Origin of the sequence: Olleya namhaensis (genome assembly GCF_900114005.1) — a bacterium.
In the GTDB taxonomy this organism is placed as follows: domain Bacteria; phylum Bacteroidota; class Bacteroidia; order Flavobacteriales; family Flavobacteriaceae; genus Olleya; species Olleya namhaensis.
The window spans coordinates 502,728-521,136 of sequence record NZ_FORM01000001.1 but is presented as its reverse complement, the minus strand read 5'-3'; the positions used below and the strand labels follow the sequence as shown (position 1 = coordinate 521,136).

Annotated in this window: 13 protein-coding genes; 3 read left to right on the top strand and 10 right to left on the bottom strand. The window is 32.6% G+C overall.

The annotated features are described in order from the left end of the window. The 6 genes from BMZ09_RS02240 to BMZ09_RS02215 form a co-directional block, all read right to left on the bottom strand. Complete coding sequence (locus BMZ09_RS02240) at nt 1-1,836, bottom strand: hypothetical protein (RefSeq protein ID WP_090837116.1); 1,836 nt, start codon at nt 1,834-1,836, stop codon at nt 1-3. 137 nt (nt 1,837-1,973) lie between these two features. Continuing rightward, on the bottom strand, nt 1,974-2,474 hold the full coding sequence (locus BMZ09_RS02235) for an OmpH/Skp family outer membrane protein (protein WP_090837115.1): 501 nt from the start codon (nt 2,472-2,474) through the stop codon (nt 1,974-1,976). Nucleotides 2,475-2,704: 230 nt separating this feature from the next. Continuing rightward, on the bottom strand, nt 2,705-3,565 hold the full coding sequence (locus BMZ09_RS02230) for a class I SAM-dependent methyltransferase (RefSeq protein WP_090837113.1): 861 nt from the start codon (nt 3,563-3,565) through the stop codon (nt 2,705-2,707). A gap of 109 nt (nt 3,566-3,674) precedes the next feature. Further along, nucleotides 3,675-5,546, bottom strand: a complete 1,872-nt coding sequence (gene mnmG, locus BMZ09_RS02225; protein ID WP_090837111.1) for a tRNA uridine-5-carboxymethylaminomethyl(34) synthesis enzyme MnmG — start codon at nt 5,544-5,546, stop codon at nt 3,675-3,677. A gap of 138 nt (nt 5,547-5,684) precedes the next feature. Further along, nucleotides 5,685-6,101, bottom strand: coding sequence for an rRNA maturation RNase YbeY (gene ybeY / locus BMZ09_RS02220; protein ID WP_090837109.1), 417 nt, complete (start codon nt 6,099-6,101; stop codon nt 5,685-5,687). Continuing rightward, complete coding sequence (locus tag BMZ09_RS02215) at nt 6,094-9,543, bottom strand: DUF4175 family protein (protein ID WP_090837107.1); 3,450 nt, start codon at nt 9,541-9,543, stop codon at nt 6,094-6,096. Before BMZ09_RS02215 ends, ybeY begins: the two co-directional genes overlap by 8 nt. A 250-nt stretch (nt 9,544-9,793) precedes the next feature. On the opposite strand from BMZ09_RS02215, the gene gltX reads away from it, so the two are divergent. Beyond that, nucleotides 9,794-11,302 (top strand): glutamate--tRNA ligase, encoded by a 1,509-nt coding sequence (gene gltX, locus BMZ09_RS02210; RefSeq protein WP_090837105.1) that lies wholly within the window; start codon nt 9,794-9,796, stop codon nt 11,300-11,302. Between the two features lie 72 nt (nt 11,303-11,374). Here the strand turns inward: gltX and BMZ09_RS02205 are convergent, their stop codons facing one another. Next, nucleotides 11,375-12,058, bottom strand: a complete 684-nt coding sequence (locus BMZ09_RS02205; protein WP_090837104.1) for a hypothetical protein — start codon at nt 12,056-12,058, stop codon at nt 11,375-11,377. A gap of 77 nt (nt 12,059-12,135) precedes the next feature. Here BMZ09_RS02205 and BMZ09_RS02200 point away from each other — a divergent pair, with 77 nt between their 5' ends. Together BMZ09_RS02200 and BMZ09_RS02195 are read left to right on the top strand one after the other, a co-directional pair. Next, nucleotides 12,136-13,062, top strand: coding sequence for an SPFH domain-containing protein (locus BMZ09_RS02200; protein WP_090837102.1), 927 nt, complete (start codon nt 12,136-12,138; stop codon nt 13,060-13,062). Between the two features lie 70 nt (nt 13,063-13,132). Then, nucleotides 13,133-13,645, top strand: coding sequence for a hypothetical protein (locus BMZ09_RS02195; RefSeq protein ID WP_090837100.1), 513 nt, complete (start codon nt 13,133-13,135; stop codon nt 13,643-13,645). A 35-nt stretch (nt 13,646-13,680) separates the two neighbouring features. On the opposite strand, the gene BMZ09_RS02190 is transcribed toward BMZ09_RS02195, so the two are convergent. From BMZ09_RS02190 to BMZ09_RS02180, 3 genes are all read right to left on the bottom strand, one after another. After that, nucleotides 13,681-14,841 carry a GNAT family N-acetyltransferase gene (locus BMZ09_RS02190; RefSeq protein WP_090837098.1) on the bottom strand — a complete coding sequence of 387 codons (1,161 nt, stop codon included), beginning with the start codon at nt 14,839-14,841 and terminating at the stop codon, nt 13,681-13,683. Between the two features lie 97 nt (nt 14,842-14,938). Further along, nucleotides 14,939-16,255 carry a TPM domain-containing protein gene (locus tag BMZ09_RS02185; protein WP_090837096.1) on the bottom strand — a complete coding sequence of 439 codons (1,317 nt, stop codon included), beginning with the start codon at nt 16,253-16,255 and terminating at the stop codon, nt 14,939-14,941. A gap of 77 nt (nt 16,256-16,332) precedes the next feature. Beyond that, nucleotides 16,333-18,345: a glutamine--tRNA ligase/YqeY domain fusion protein gene (locus tag BMZ09_RS02180; protein WP_090837094.1), complete on the bottom strand. Its 2,013-nt coding sequence runs from the start codon at nt 18,343-18,345 to the stop codon at nt 16,333-16,335. Between the last annotated feature and the right edge of the window lie 64 nt (nt 18,346-18,409).

The following is an 18,409-nucleotide window of genomic DNA, read 5'->3' as shown; positions in this document are numbered from 1 at the left end:
TTAATACTCTGTCATATTTACTTTAAACACCCAATTATCTTTAAAAAGACTTTTATTAAGTAGTGTTTTATGTTGCATATAGGCATCATAGAAGTTTTCTGTATGAAACACATATACATAATATAACTCTTGTTGATCGTCTATTAAAATCTCGCTGGCATACCCAGAGTCTCTTAATTGATTTTGCCAAGCAATTGCATTTTTAGGTATAGAAAACAGTTTATTAATAACATAATACCCTTTTTTAACACCTTCAATTTGCGCGGTGTTTTTTTCTAAAAGTAATTTAAAAGCCTGAGTTTCTAGAGGTTTATCTTCTAATTCTAAGGCTTTTACATACGTATTACTAGCAATAATTACATCCCCACTAACTAACATTTCTTGTTGAATTTTTGATGCAGAAACCCCTAACGAAACACTGTTAACATCTTGATTATCCGTATTTTCTATGATTTTTACAGGTTGTCTCAAAACTAATGGTTCCGATACAATAGCTTGTTCTGGTAACGGTGTAACAGGATTAACCGTAACCACTGTAACGGATTGCACCTTAGGATTGGGTATTACTACTGGCTTTGGCGGTGTTACAACCTCTGGTATCGTTATAGTAGGTTTCTTTAAAGCTATAGTATCCTTCGCATCTAAATCCATTTGCACCTCCACCATAGGACGCGATTTATGAGAAGAGAAAACTACGGAATTAGAAGGTGCTTTTGATTCTATTTGATTAAAATAATCTTCACTAATCTCGGTTTGAAAAGCGGTAAAAAACAAGTAAAAACGATCTTGTTTTGTGTTAAAAATAAGCTCAACCTTCTCCGTATTATTAGTAATAATCGCGTCTTTATTATTAGGCAAAGTTACTGAAGCAATATCAAACCCTAAAGTATTGTCACTATTGGGCAATCGTTGCTGATTATCTTTATTTGAAGACGTAATCTGACTACTAAAAAAATTATTATGTACTCGATTTTCCGATTTTAACTTCCAAACTTTTTGAAGTTGCGAGTTGGCAATTACGCACTCATCATCAGTTAAAGCAGAATCCCCTTCTAACGCAGCCAACGTAATATCTGTACTAGTTTTACCTTTTTCGGGCGTTTTAAAATCCTTTAAATTAATGATTACAGGATCACTCCCAACATGTGTAAATCCATTAAAAGTAGTAATATATTTAGGTTTTTTTGTTGGTGTTTCATATACCACATACAGCATCCAACCAGCAGCACTACCTCCAGCTACAAACCCTTCTGTTGCATTAATATTACCAATAGTATATTCGCCATTAACCTGTTTCGCGTTTTGCAAATGTTTAGTCACATCAGCAAAACAAACATAAGGAGAATTTAAAGCAAAAGAAGTCTCTTTAGCACCATCAAACAAGACTTCTCCTGTGATATTTTTATAATTATCACCTGGTAATTTTAGCTTTATTTTACTTATAACGCTTCTGTTTCGCTGTCGTTCTCCTTGAAAGAAAAACTGAGAATTCTCCTCCCTTCTAGTTCCCTTTTTATAACTATAAGTTGCCGACCAATACAGCACAGCATAAGCAATATTTTTATGATTATCTGATAATTGCAGACTCGCAGAACTGGACGAAAAAGTAGTATCGTCTTTATCAATATCCACGTAAACCATATCAATATCGTCGTTAGTTAAACGGTGATCATTGTAGGGTTTTATAGCGTCTTTACTAAGTATATTATTCCCGATAGCAACAGCTTCTCCATAGATATAAAACGCCTTTTGGGTCTTAAATGGAACAGCCTCCTGAGCATAACTAACAGAAAACATAGCAAAGACAATAGCACAAGGCCAAAGCAAGCTTTTCATAATTTGAATTGAAAATGATTAATAGCGCAATAAATATAACTATTTAAAAGAAATAGTCTGATATTTAAACCCTTATATAACAAAAAAGGCGATTAACTGTTGTTAATCGCCTTTTGACTTTACTATTAATGCCTTATTTACTTCTTATAAGCAGCATTTAAACCTTCTATTATCTTTTTAGAAATATCATTTTCATCCTTTGAGAACATAACACTAGGTGCGTTTTCTACTGTCCCTAAGATGTAATCATAACTATTAGATTTACCATAATCCTTAACAAAATTCTTTACTTTAACAATCAAAGTGTCTATTTCCACTTGATACTCTTTTTGAAAAGCTTGTTGTTCCATTTGCCATGCTTGTTGTAACCCTTGTGCTTTTTGTCTCAATACACTCTCTTCTGCACTCTGCTTACTTTTTGGTAATGTTGCAATTTTTTGAAAATTTAACTGAAATACTTGTCTAAAGCTATCCACTTTTTTCTGGAATAAAGAGTCTTTAGTATTGTATCTAGATTCTAAATCTAGCTTCTCTTTTATTTCATTTATAATAACACCATTATCAACAAATACAATTTTTTGTTTTTGACAAGACGTAAAAACTAACCCAAGTAATACTAAACCTAATATTTTTTTCATTTTTATTTTTTAAGAATTTGAGCAAATGTAAATAATAAAATAAACTAGAAATAAATTTTAATCGCACATTTTAACCCAAATAAGAAATACTTATCAAAAATTTGGACATTTATAGGAAATCCCTATCAAAAATGGGGTCAAATAAAGCCATTTAAGCACGTTTTAAAAAAAGCTAATGTGATAGCACATTATAGTGGTTAATAAATTAACAGCGAATCTTATATTAAATTTTAGCTGTTTTTAAGCACATAAATCAATGAAGAATACTCTCCAGAAGACTTTGCTTTGTAATTTGATCTAAATCCAATCCAAAATGCTTTAAAGATATTCATCCATCCAGATTTATATTTTTCAGAAAGCAGACTAACATAATACGAGTCAAAAATCATTGGCAACGTTTTTACAACCGACATATTAATTTTTGCAAACAACTTAGAAACTGATTTTTGATTAAAATGCCACAAATGTCGAGGCACATCTAATGCTGCCCAAAACTGTTTATAGTAGTTTGAATCGTAACTTTTATAGTTTGGAACTGCAATAATTAAAACTCCCGAAGGTTTTAATAAGGCTTTTAGTTGCGCAATTTGTGCTTCTAAATTTGGAATATGTTCTAAAACATGCCATAAAGTAATGACATCAAAACTCTCTTTTTCTAAGTTATTTATATAATTAGAATCAAAAACGGATTGATTTGTTTTGCTATTTGCAATCAATCTAGCCTCTTTATTTGGTTCGATTCCTGACACAATCCAATTGTTATTTTGTGCAGTATTCAAAAAATCACCTGTACCACAACCAAAATCTAATAGTGTTTTTTGTTCCGTTTTAAACGAATTAATCAACTTTAATTTACGCTTTAAAGATATTTCTCTGATACTATGATATACCTTTTCAAACAAATTCCGTTTAGAATCTGTATGAGAAATGTAGTCTTCTGTCTGATAATATTCAGGTAATTTATCTAAAGAAGGCTTAGGAATTGTTTCTAAATACCCATACGTTTTGTTCTCAATTAATTGAAATTCTTCCCCAGAAACAGAGTAATCTTTAACTTTAATAAATGCGTTTTGGATGTTTTGACTTGACACTATTAATTAAATTTAAGCTGAATTTAGATGTAATCCTACAGCTGATTTATACTTTTAAAGACAAAAAAAAGCGAACGTTCCACGTGGAACGTTCGCTTTTTTTATTGATTTATCGACCCATAAAAACCAACAACACCGAAATATCTGATGGCGAAACGCCACTAATTCTTGATGCCTGAGATATGGTTACCGGTTGAATTTTAGTTAATTTTTCTCGTGCTTCCAAACTCATAGATTGCAGTTTAGAGTAGTCAAAATTAGCTGGAATTTTTATGTTTTCAAGACGTGTTAACTTGTCTGCATTGTTCTTTTCTTTTGCAATATATCCAGAATATTTCACCTGAATCTCGGCTTGTTCTATAACCTCACCATCCAAATTATTAGTCTCGATATACTCTGACACGGATGCCACTTGCTTCATATCGTCAATACTAATATTAGGTCTAGCAAACATTTTAAACATCTTATCTTGCTGTCTAATTGCAGCAGAATTCTTAGCTTCTAACACAGGATTTATCTCGTCCGGAGTAACACTAGTCTCTCTAAAAAACTGAACAAATTTCTCTGCTGCACCATGCTTTTCCTCCATCCTACGCAGTCGCTTTTCTGAAGCTAAACCAAGATCAAATCCTTTAGGCGTTAATCTAATATCAGCATTATCCTGACGCAATAACGTCCTATACTCTGCTCTAGAAGTAAACATACGATATGGTTCTTCTGTACCCTTAGTAATCAAATCATCCACCAAAACACCAATGTATGCCTCATCCCTTTTAAGGATAAAAGCCTCACGTTCCTGAACCTGCAATGCTGCATTTATACCAGCCATTAATCCTTGAGACGCTGCTTCTTCATAACCCGTTGTTCCGTTAATCTGACCAGCAAAAAACAAGCCATCAACCAACTTAGTTTCTAACGTGTGCTTTAATTGTGTTGGTGGAAAATAATCATATTCTATAGCATAACCAGGTCTAAAAAACTTGACGTTTTCAAAACCAACAACACTACGTAATGCTTTAAATTGAACATCTTCTGGAAGTGATGTAGAGAATCCATTAATATAATATTCAACCGTATTCCAACCTTCAGGCTCTACAAATAATTGATGTCTATCCTTATCTGCAAACCTGTTAATTTTATCTTCAATAGACGGACAATATCTTGGCCCTAAACTTTTAATTCTACCATTAAACATTGGCGAACGATCAAAGCCTTCACGAAGTAAATCATGAACCTTTAAACTTGTATAAGACATGTGACAAGAGCGTTGATGCGTTAATGGTTTTGTAGTATCTAAATAAGAAAACTTTTCCGGGTTTACATCTCCAGGTTGCTCGACCATTTTCGAGAAATCTAAAGACCGTCCATCAACTCTTGGCGGTGTTCCAGTTTTCATTCTACCAGATTCAAAACCTAAATTAACCAACTGTTCTGTAATTCCAGTTGCAGCTCTTTCGCCTGCTCTACCTCCTCCAAAATTTTTATCTCCAATATGGATTAACCCATTTAAAAAAGTACCATTTGTAAGGACAACAGTTTTTGATTTTATCTTCACACCAAGCGATGTTGTAACACCACAAACTTTTCCGTTTTCTACAATTAAGCCCGACACCATCTCTTGATAAAAATCAAGGTTTTTGGTTTGCTCTAAAAGTAAACGCCAATCTTCTGCAAAACGCATTCTGTCACTTTGGACTCTTGGACTCCACATTGCAGGCCCTTTAGATTTGTTTAGCATTTTAAATTGTATTGCAGAGGTATCACTCACAATTCCGGAGTAACCTCCAAGCGCATCAATCTCTCTTACAATTTGTCCTTTTGCAATTCCGCCCATTGCCGGGTTACAAGACATCTGAGCAATGTTTTGCAAATTCATGGTGATAAGCAAAGTCTTGCTTCCCATATTAGCTGCGGATGCTGCTGCTTCACTTCCTGCATGACCACCTCCAACTACAATTACATCGTAAACTTCGTTAAACATAATATTTATTTGACTAAACGATTTTGAAACTAGAACACTCTAACTACAAAATAATTTAAGTATGATTTTTAATAATTGTTCCACGTGGAACGTTTGACTTTTTAAAATAATTTAAGCGTGCAAATATACAACAAACTATTACATTGCATTTAGCAATGCTAAAGCTTCGTTTTCTTTGTTACGCATTTCAGCTGCATCTGCTTCTGACTTATCCTTATATCCACAGTAATGTAAAATTCCGTGCACAATAACACGATGCAACTCAGATTCAAATTCAACTTTAAAATCTTTTGCATTATCTGCAACACGCTCTACAGAAATAAAAATATCGCCTTGTAAAGTTTTTCCTACACTGTAATCAAAACTAATAACATCCGTTAAAGTATCGTGATCTAAGAACTCTACATTTAATTTATGTAAATACACATCGTCACAAAACACATAGTTTATCTCGTCCTCCTTGCAGTTTTCGTTATTAATTATAGTAGATATCCATTTAGATATTTTAGCGTCGTCAAGAAGCTTAAAATCGGTTTCGTAGTTAAAATTAATCATTTTGTTGTTTAAAATACTGTTGTGCTTTTTGCTTATAAATTTGTTGCAAAGGTAATGTTTGCTTATTCAAAATTTCTGTCGTGTTAAAATATTGTTTTGCCTTATCTTCTTGACTAGTTGTTGTATTCTTAAATTCTTTAGTATTTGATTCCGATTGACGTTTTTGTTCTTGACCTTGTTGCAACGCTGCATTTTCTAATTTTAAAAGTTGATGCTGAATATTTTTCATCTTACTCAACGTTTGATTAGTAAACCCATTATTGATTAAATCTACCTCAACCTGCTCCATATCCTTTAATAATTGTCTCGCCTCTCTGCTGTCTCCTAAACCTTCTTTATCCAAACGTTGTTCTAAAGCTTGACGTAACATTTGTTGTTCTTGATAAATTTTAAATAATTCGCCATTACTATCTTCATTAAAACCATCGCCTCCTTGCTTCTCTCCATTAAGCCCTTCTCCATTCTCTCCACCTTTACCTTTATTACCTCCTTTACCATTTTCGCCTTCTGCTCCATTCTCTCCACCTTCACCACCTTCTCCTTTATCACCAGATTTACCTTTGTCACCCTCTTCTCCTTTTTCGCCTTCCTGACCTTCTTTACCCTTATCACCCTTCTCCATGCCTTTCTCCATCTTTTTGGTCAACTCTTCTTGACTAATAATTATGTCCGGCATTGGCATACCACCTTCGCCTTGTCCGGGAGAAGGCATTCCCATTTGATTTTGTAAATTATCTAGGGCGCCACTTAAAAAATCCGCCAAATTATTAGCAGACGTAAAAGCATATTGCTGCGATGACACACCACGATGCAACATATTCTCAGAAAGCTCTGCTAACGCTTTGTCTATATTAAAATACACTTCATTAATTTCTGTATTAATGTCTTCAGAAAACTTAGGTTGACGTAACGATATAGCAAATAAACTATCATCCACATGTTCAAAATGTGTTCTTAATTCTTTTTGTTTTTTAAGATAGGTTGCATATTCATTATGATTAATTTCAATGCTTTTAAATTGTTCCATCAACGCTTCTTCATCCATAGAGAAAATAACCAGATTATCTAAGATTTGACGCAGCATTTCAATATCTTCCTCTAACTGCTCCTTAGCAGCACTAGCCATTTCGCTTTGCATGCTCATGCTCATCTTTTTCATTTCCTGAGCTGCCTTTTTTTGTTTTTGTTTCGCAGATTGTTGCTTAGCCTCTTTTTCTTCCTGACTTCCTGCTTCTTGTTTATTCTTTAAATCCTCACTAGCGCCTTGCTGATCATCGTTAATGTTTTCCTCAGTATTTTTGTTACGCGGTAAATCCATCGGCTTTTTCAAGTCCTTATTATCCTTATCTAAAGTATCTAATTGGTCTTGTAACACTTCAAACTTACTATTTAACTCGTCTTGCTTTTCTTTAGTATTTTCTTCAGGTTTACTATTAGCTAATTTGTCTTGCTCCTTGGCCAACTTATCCAGTTCCAAACCAATTTTCTCCATTTTTTTAGACACATAGTAACGTTTAGTCAACTCTACGATCTGCTCTAAACTACGTTTTTGACTTTTCGCTTTTTTAGCCAAATTATCCAACTTCGCAGAAAATTCTTCTTTACTAAATTTTTCTCTTAGCTTTTCTAATTCCTCAAGCAAACGTTCGTCTTCCTTAAGTTGCTCCTCATTATCTTTTAATCGTTCTTTTAAATCTTTTTTAAATTGATCTTCTTTGTCTTGGTCTTTCTGGAATTCGTCTAAATTATCTTTCAATTTTTTATTGAATTTTTTCATCATCTGCTCCTGCTCCTTTTGACGTTTCAAAAAATTATCAAATTTCTTTTTATCGTTAAAATTAAGCTCAGACTTTTCTTTTTGATTTTTAGACAACTCTTGTAATTCCTTTTGCTGTTTATCAAATTTCTCTAACGACTTATTTAAATTCTGAATCGTTTGATTTTGTTCTTGAAGTTGTTTTTGTTCTTCTTCGTCTTGTGTTCGTTTTCTATAATTAAACACTGGACTTTTTGTACTCTTACTTTTATTTACGGCATCATTATCAAAAACCTCAAAATACAAATCGTAAGGCGTACCTTCTTCAAGATCTAAAGTATTAGGAAACGCTTTAATAAACTGATCAAAATTAGAGTTACTAATAGGAATATTTACCATTTTTTTAGCGCCTTCATTCCCATTAGGGTAATACACTAATTGCAGTTTTCTTAATCCATAATCATCACTAACCTGACCTTTAAAATATAACGTTTGCTGATCTAAACTATCTGTTTTTGCTTCTAGCTTTAACTCTGGATATTGATCTTTAATAACCTGAATGCTATACGCTAGATTCTCGTAATTACGGAGGCTTTTATTACTTGTACTTATATTATAATCAAAGTTAGAGTAAATGCTTTTAGAGGTTTCAAAACCGCCTGATTTATTGCTAGAAAAAGCAATAGTATCACCACCAATCAAATCTACCTGTTCCGTTGCTTTAGTCTTTAACTGCCATGTCACCTTTGTCCCTTGCGGCACCACAGCATTACCAATACCTTTTAATATCTGACTACGCTTATTGGTATAATTTGGATAGTTTAAAACCATATCAAAACTAACTAGTGTAGGCACTTCTACCACTTTTAAAGTATACGGTTTAGACGTAATCCCATTGGCAGACAATCTAAATGTAATATCTTGTTTAGGCTGCTCAAAAACATACTCAAAATTACCCGCTTGACGTTGTTGTAAAACATAAGTTTCTGTGTCAAACGTAATTTTTACATCTTCAGGACTAACCTGACCTTCTGTAGTCGCTAATAATCTAAATTCTTTATTTTCGGTAGTTTCTAAAGTTTCGTTTAAAACAAAAAACTGAAACGGTGCAGGTGGCTCATACGCTGTCTGATAATTAACCACACGTTTGTAGCTATCGCTAAACCAATTCATCTTACCAGAAATAGCAGCAATTACAACTATAGCAACAGGAATTGCTGCATATTTTAAATATTTTACGTTTTGTTTAAAGTTAACTGCTAGTTTAAACGGAATTGGATTAAGCTCTTCCGCCTTTTGATCAATACTTGCCAATAGTAATTCGGATGCATTTTCAGATTCTTTTAACTGCAATACATTAAGAAGCTTATCATTAACTTCTGGAAAATGACTACCGATAATAGTTGATGCTTCTTTATAATTAATTCCTTTTTGAAGCTTAAATAACTTTGCTAACGGTAAGGCTATAAACTTAACAAACAAGGCTAGTTCTACAACTATAAACAACCAAAACAATACGGTTCTAGCAGCCGAATTTAGCCATAGAAAATGTTCTAGTAAAAGCGTAAATATAAAATATAGTAAACCAATGCTAAAAAATAAAATAGCACCTTTTATCAACTCATTAGTATAATATTTTCTAATAAATTGCTCTAATTTAGACTGTATGTTATTAAAATTATTCAAGTAATTGGTATTTAACTGACTAAATTACTGTTTTATTTTTACACTTATATAGTTACCAATATAAGTTAATGTTAAAGATTACCGCTTTCGCGGAAATTATGCCCTGTTAAAAATTGTTCTTTATTATTTCTTTGCTCTTTCTACTACTCTATTCTATCTTTGCACCTAATATCCTGAAACACGTTTAGGATGACAATTTATAGCTAACTTAAATACAACATGTTTAAGTGCTATTTTTTTACAAAACAACATGTCAGAACAAGTCAGAGTGCGTTTTGCACCAAGTCCAACAGGACCTTTACATATTGGAGGCGTACGTACCGCACTTTTTAACTATTTATTTGCTAAAAAGCATAACGGAACATTTGTATTGCGTATTGAAGATACAGATCAAAATCGCTATGTTGAAGGTGCAGAACAATATATAATAGACGCACTTAATTGGTGTAATATTCCTTTTGATGAAGGCCCAGGAAAAAACGAAAAATTTGGACCATACAGACAAAGTGAACGTAAAGAATTATACAAGCAATATGCAGAGCAATTAATAGCTAGCGGAAATGCTTATTACGCTTTTGATACGTCAGAAGAGTTAGATTATCACAGAACAGATCATGAGTCTAATGGTAAAACATTTATCTATAATTGGCATAATCGTTTAAAATTAAGCAACTCTTTAGCACTTACGGAAGACCAAGTAAAAGCTAAATTAGATGCTGGAGACGATTTTGTAATTAGATTTAAAAGCCCACAAGACCAAACATTACATTTAAAAGATATTATCCGTGGTGATATTAAGATAGACACTAATGTTTTAGATGATAAAGTATTGTTTAAATCAGATGGTATGCCAACTTATCACTTAGCTAATATTGTGGATGACCATTTAATGGAAATTACACATGTTATACGTGGAGAAGAGTGGTTGCCAAGTTTAGCGTTACACTACCAATTATACACTGCTTTTGGTTGGGATAAACCTCAATTTGCACATTTACCATTAATTTTAAAACCTACTGGTAAAGGTAAATTAAGCAAGCGTGATGGTGATAAATTAGGTTTTCCTGTATTTCCATTAGAGTGGAATCCTGAGTTTGGAGATACTGCTAAAGGATATAAAGAAGAAGGTTACTTTGCAGAAGCTGTTGTTAACTTTTTAGCCTTTTTAGGTTGGAATCCTGGGACAGAACAAGAAATGTTTACTTTAGACCAATTGATTGCTGCTTTTGATTTAGACCGTGTTAATAAAGCAGGAGCACGTTTTGATCCAGACAAAATTAAATGGTTTAACCACCATTATATGCAAGAGCAATCTAATGAAACATTAGCTGAAACGTTTCAGAAAAACCATAAAGAACTAGCCACTATTGATGTAAACTATATTGCATTAGTTGTAGGTTTAGTTAAAGAACGTGCTACGTTTGTTAATGACTTTTGGGACTTAAGTAGTTACTTTTTTGTAGCTCCAAAAAGTTATGACGAAAAAGCCTCTAAAAAAGCATTTAAGGAAGATACAAAGTCTATAATGACTGAGGTATTAGCTGTAGTTTCTAATATTACAGATTTTGAAGTAGAGCCACTTCAAAAAGAAGTAAAAGGGTGGATAACCGCTAAAGAAATTGGTTTTGGAAAGGTAATGATGCCTCTACGTTTAGCACTTGTTGGTGCTTTACAAGGACCAGATGTTTTTGACATTATGTTTATGATTGGCAAAAACGAAAGTATAAAACGTATCGAAAAACTTATTGAAACATTATAATACTAAAAAAAGCCATCTAAATTAGATGGCTTTTTTTATATCATTTATAGTTTTATTACAAAGACTTTTATTTTAAAAAGTAATCATACCTGTAAAGGCAAACATACTTTGATGTCCTTTAAAATCTCTACCTAAAGTTTGATTAAAATCAGAATCATTTAAGGCGCCTAAAATATTAGTAAACCCATAAATGTATTGTGCTCTGACTTTAAAAAATCCCATTCCTAAAGTTGCACCAATAGTACCATTTACGTTAAAGTTATTTAAGTCTTTTACAGCACTAGCTCTAACCGTATCAAAATCGGCTAATATAAAATCTTCTTGCTGATCATCACTTAATTCTAGATCACTATTGTATTGTAACATTGGACCAAAATCAATTGTAAAATGAGACGTTCTAAACGGTTTTGCATGCCATAAAAATTGTACCTGAGCAGTAAAAATTTTATACTCAACATCCTGTGCTGCTAACGTAGAGGCTAAGTCAAAACCTGTTGTACTAATGGTGTTTTCTGATAATTGCATACCATAACTAACATTAAACCATTTTTGAGGTATATCTACAGTTGCCGTCATATTAGCAATCCAACCATCACCTTTTTTGGTGTCAAAATTGTCTGTAATAATGTCAAATTGAGTGAGTCCTCCACCAAGAGAGAATCCGTTTTTTATTTTGTAACTGGTGTGTTGTGCAAAGTTTTTTGTAACAAAACCTATGGTTAGTGCTACTAATAAGATAAGTTGAAGTTTTTTCATTGTAAATTAAGGGCTTTGTCGGCAAATATAACTTAATTTAGTAAACCAAATAAAGTAACCATTAAAACCATGTACACATGTTAAATCCATTTTTAATAGTAGTAATTGTCTTAGGACTGATCATTTTAATTTCGTCAGTATTTACCGTAAAACAGCAAACTGCTGCTATTGTAGAGCGCTTTGGTAGATTTCAAAGTATTAGACAATCAGGATTACAATTTAAAATTCCAATAGTAGATAAAATTGCAGGAAGATTAAGTTTAAAAATCCAACAATTAGACGTTATTATAGAAACAAAAACTAAAGATGATGTATTTGTACGTCTAAAAGTATCTGTACAATACAAAGTTATTAAAGCTAAAGTAGAAGATGCGTTTTATAAATTAGACTACCCGCATGATCAAATTACATCTTATGTATTTGATGTGGTGCGTGCAGAAGTACCTAAAATGATTCTTGATGATGTGTTTTTACGTAAAGATGATGTTGCCATAGCAGTAAAATCAGAACTTAACGAAGCTATGCTAGATTACGGGTATGACATTATCAAAACCTTAGTTACAGATATTGATCCAGATGCACAAGTAAAAGAAGCAATGAACCGTATTAACGCTGCAGATAGAGAAAAAACTGCTGCACAATACGAAGGAGATGCACAACGTATTTTAATCGTTGAAAAAGCAAAAGCTGAGGCAGAAAGTAAGCGTTTACAAGGTCAAGGTATTGCTGATCAAAGACGTGAGATTGCTAGAGGTCTTGAAGAGTCTGTAGAAGTATTAAATAAAGTTGGTATTAACAGTCAAGAAGCCTCTGCTTTAATAGTTGTTACGCAACATTATGATACGTTACAAGCTATTGGTAGTGAAACTAACAGTAACTTAATTTTATTACCAAACTCGCCACAAGCAGGAAGCAATATGCTAAATGATATGGTTGCTAGTTTTGCAGCAAGTAATGAAATTGGTGAAGCTATGAAACAAGCCAAACTAAATAAAAAGAACTAAAATTATAACTATTATAAAAAGGTTTATTTCTAGGAATAAGCCTTTTTTTATGACCTTTAAAATAATAAAAATGAAAAAATTAGCCTTAATAATAGTATTACTATGTATCAATTTTGGGTTTGCTCAAACAAAAGAAGATGCGTTGAGTGATGCTAAAATTACTAGCGAAGCTACTTTAAAAGAAGATTATAAAACTGTGTTTAAATACACATTACCAAGTGTTATAAAATTAATGGGTGGTGAAGAAGCAGGTCTTAAAATATTAGAAGATACCTTTAGCCAAATGAAAACACAAGGTTTTGTTTTTGAAAAAGCAGAAGTAATTGCGGTGTCAGACATTGTATTTGAACAAGACCAACACAGATGTGTTGTGGAAGGTTTTAATCAAATGGTAATGAATAATATGCGTATAAAATCTAAAAGTTACCTTTTAGGAATTTACAATGAAGACGCTAAACATTGGTATTTTATTGAAGCAAAACAAATTAAAAACAAAGCGTTGTTAGACATGATTCTTCCAAACTTTGAAACTAGCTTAACCATACCAGAAGATGATATGACAACAGAACCAATAACTGAATAATTAGTAAAAAGCCTCAACTTAACATTGAGGCTTTTTTATGTCTTAAAAGGATGTCTTTCTTCCCAATTAATACTAGGATTTAAAGTATTTACAATCCGTTTTAATAGTGGGTTTAAAAACGTTGTATTAGTATGTTTCATGTAAATATGCATGGTTTTAGGCTTAGCACCTACAGAGCTTTTAATCTCCATTGCTGTCCTAGCATATACAATTTGAGTGTACTTATTAACAATCCCAAAACTTAGCATATCATATAACATGTTTAAGTATAATTGATGTTTGTATTGATATTCAGAATTGTAACCCAAAAAGTAGGTTTCTAAGTGAGTATCGTTTAAAATTAAAGTGTAAAAGCCCACCAATTGATCATTTAGATAATATCCAAACAGTTTAAACTGGTCATTTAATTCTTTTTTTAAGTTGAAAAAATGCCTGTCGTGTAATAAAAACGAATTTACTTTAGCATTATCAGACACAGTCTTGTACAAACCATAAATTTGATCTGAAGCAGCTTCAATAGCCTCCAAGTTCAATTCTCTTTTTGTTATAACAGAAGCTTTTTTAAGTGCTGTTTTATATCTACTTCTATACTTTTTAGTTAATGCAGTTGTATAATCGTTGATCGTAGTCCACTGTTGTGGAATATCAAAAATCATGTTAGGTTGGACCTGTACTTTGTATAATGCATTGGCTGTAAATAAAGCAGCTTCTGTATGGAGGACATCCGTTTCAAAATAATCTTTAAAACACACCATTCTAACGGTTTTATCAAGATCCTGCTTAATCTGTATGGATAAGCTATCAATCGCTTTAAAAACGGTCTCTAAATACGTTGTTTGCGTAATAACTGAAGGATTAAAATACAAACCATGTTGACCAGTATGCATTAAATTACCAACAATTAAAGTATTACCTCTCACTACTTTTGCTATAACTGACTTTGTAACGCGTTTTAAGGCATTATCCGACGTGTTTCTAAACACATTGTCAAGATATAACTCCACACGTTGTATAATAGCAATTCCGGCTATATTATTGTCTTTAAAAATAGCTACATAGTTAGTCTCAATATTATCTGGACAGGACACTTCTAACGCCCTTAAAAACGGTGTTTTTAAAAACACGTCACGCGTAGGTAAACCATCCCAAGACATAGGAAGATCTGAAACTGATTTATAAATTTTAAAGTGTATCAAATGTGTGAATAAAAAGACTGATTATTACTGTATCAGTCTCTATTAATATAAAAGTTACAAAAGTTAAATGTAACATTAAAAATAAGGACTTATATAATTACCAACTACCACTTGCCCCACCTCCTGAAGAGCGACCTCCACCTCCAGAATAACTACTACTAGAAGACGATGACGATGATCGTGAAGATGAATACGACGATGACGAATAACTAGAAGATCCAGATGATGAGTAGCCTCTTGCAGATCCTGGATTTAATTCGGAATGTAACTTAGCATCACGTTTAAAAAATGAAAATCCAAAAGTCTTATTATACTCGCCTTTTATTTGATAAATAGCAAAATATATTGCTATAAAATGAAAAAGAATAATAACGGATAAGAAAAAGAATAACACGTAAATAAACTCAACATTGGCCATAAACCTGTTGATATCTTCACCAAAAACAAGGCTAAGCATAAAAAAGAAACCCATTACAATTGGTAGAGAACCAAATAAAAATCCTGCCACAAACAAAAATAGCGTTGTTGGGATATAAAACGGATAAATAAAAACACCTAATTGCCCCGTAAATAAACTTTTAAAAATAAGAATTGCCCTAGTAAACGCCATCTTTAATAACACAAAATAGCCAATAAATACAAAAATTGATAAAAAGCCTGTTAGCAGTAAACCAAAAAATAGTTTCAAAAAAAACACATAAAAGCTATGAACAATCAATAAAGCAATAGCCGCATAGATTAGAAATTTAGTTTTATGATTTTTATATAATGTTTTAAGCTTAAATGTTTTAAAACTCTTTTTAATTATTAGCCTATAATAAGCATAAACACCAATCCAAAAAAAGAAGACTAACAAAATACATGAGACAATTATCTTAGTCATATAATGAACGCCATCTGTAGACTTATCTCTGGTAGACACAGCCTCTTCTTTTATACTATTAGCAAACTCATTAGCATAAATAGGATCTTCTATAAGTTTAATAAGCTCTGTTGTCGCTGCATCAATTCCGTCAAAAAAGCGACCCTGCTTAAACAGTGGTGTAATACGTTCTCTAATAATTCTAGACGCAAAAGCATCTGTAATAATAAACTCTAAACCATCTCCTACTTCTATCCTAACCTTTCTGTCATTTGGAGCAATTAATATTAAAATACCATTATCAATACCTTCTTTTCCAAAGTTATTACCGTCTTGGTTAAATACAGAATAAGCATAATATTCAATAGTATCTCCATCTAATCCATGAATAGTTAATACTACAATTTCGTGAGACGATTTTACCTCATAAGACACTAATTTTTGTCTTAAAGACGCTGCTTCTTTATCACTAAAAATAGCCGCATTATCTGTTACCATATCAGAAATGATAGGGTAATCTTGTGCGTTTGTATAGTGTATACAAACTAACAAGAATAACAGTACTATTTTAAAGTGTTTCAATAGAAAAAAAATAACCTACCAAATTGTTACATCGGGTAGGTTTTAAATTAGTTATTTATTGCTTTAGCTTCGTTTACTAACAGGTCGCTTTTATCTTCCAACGCTTTGTTAATAAAGTCCTCTATCGCTTCGTTTTTATCTAAGCCATTATCTAATAAAACACCTAAAGATATCATGGTAATTACACGTGTTCCTGTCTTTTTAACAGACGTACCAAAAAGTGGTTCTAAATCTTGATAAGTCACCTCTTTAGCAAGTGCTTGTATTTCGGCTTTAGCCTGATCTTGCTGTTCTGGCTTCATCCTGTCATACTTTTTACCGTAAGATTTGATTTGATCAATAGCAGATCTAGTACTTTTTTGTGGTTGTTTTTGTTGGCTATTATCAGTGTTAGTTTGTGGTTTTTGTTTTGCCCAACTATCACGTAACCCCACTGTTTTATTAAATACTAAAGCTTCCGATTTAGAATCTGTATCCACATTAAAATACCCTAAACGTTGAAACTGAAACTGCTCTCCTACTTTAGATTCTGTTAAACTTGGCTCTACAAATGCTTCAATAATTTTTAAAGATTTAGGATTTATAAATTCCATAAAATCTTTATCCTCATGACTATCTGGTGCTTCGTCTAAAAATAATCTATCGTATTCTCTAACCTCAGCTTTAACTGCATGTTTAATACTTACCCAATGTAATGTTCCTTTAATACGGCGTTCTGTATCGTCAGAATAGGTACAATGTACTTCAGTAATGTTTCCATTTGCATCTTTAACAACACTATCTGCTTTAATAATGTAAGCATTTTTAAGACGTACCTCTCCGCCTAGTTTTAATCTAAAAAATTGACTACTTGCTTCTTCTTTAAAGTCCTCTTTTTCTATAAAAATTTCTCTAGAAAAAGGTACTTTTCTAAAACCTGCAGCATCGTCTTCTTGATTATTTTCTGCTTCAAACCATTCTTCTTTATCTTCCGGATAGTTTGTAATTACCACTTTTAAAGGCTCTAAAACCGCCATTACACGTGGTGCTTTTTTATTTAAATCTTCACGGATACAAAATTCTAAAAGTGCAACATCAATAATATTATCACGTTTTGCTACACCAACTGTATCAATAAATTTTTTGATTGAGTCTGGTGTAAAACCACGACGACGTAACCCAGAAATTGTAGGCATACGTGGATCGTCCCAACCGTTTACAATACCTTTTTCTACCAATTTAAGTAGCTTACGCTTACTCATTATCGTATAACTAAGGTTTAAACGTGCAAACTCACGTTGTTTAGGTTGCATTGGATACGTGTCTTTACCATAAGTATACACTTGCTCTTTAAACCAATCGTAAAGCTCTCTGTGTGGATTAAACTCTAATGAACATAAACTGTGCGAAATTTGCTCTATATAATCACTCTCGCCATGTGTCCAGTCATACATTGGATAGATACACCAATCGTCTCCTGTTCTGTGATGTGCTTTCTTTAAAATACGATACATTAAAGGGTCACGCATTAACATATTTGGATGTTGCATGTCTATTTTAGCACGTAAAATATGTTCTCCTTCGTTAAACTCGCCATTTTTCATACGCATGAAAAGGTCTAAGTTTTCTTCCACAGATCTATCTCTATTAGGACCATCAACACCTGGTTGAGTTGGCGTCCCTTTTTGCTCTGCCATAGCTTCTGAAGATTGAGAATCTACATATGCTTTGCCATCTTTAATTAACTGTACTGCCCAATCAAATAAGATTTGAAAATAATCTGAAGAGTATACCTCGTTAGCCCATTTGTAACCTAACCAAGAAATATCTTCCTTAATAGCATCTACATACTCTTGTTCTTCCTTAGCTGGATTGGTGTCGTCAAAACGCAAGTTTACAGGTGCATTATAACGCTCTCCTAAACCAAAACTAATACCGATAGCCTTAGTATGACCAATATGTAAATAACCATTAGGTTCTGGTGGAAATCTAAAACGAAGCTTACTTTGATCTAAACCATTGGTTAAATCTTCTTCTATTATTTGCTCTAAAAAATTAAGCGATTTTTTATCTTCAGACATATATTTTGTGCTTTACTTTAACAGATTATTGGTCAAATACCAATTTAACTATAAGCTGTAAAAT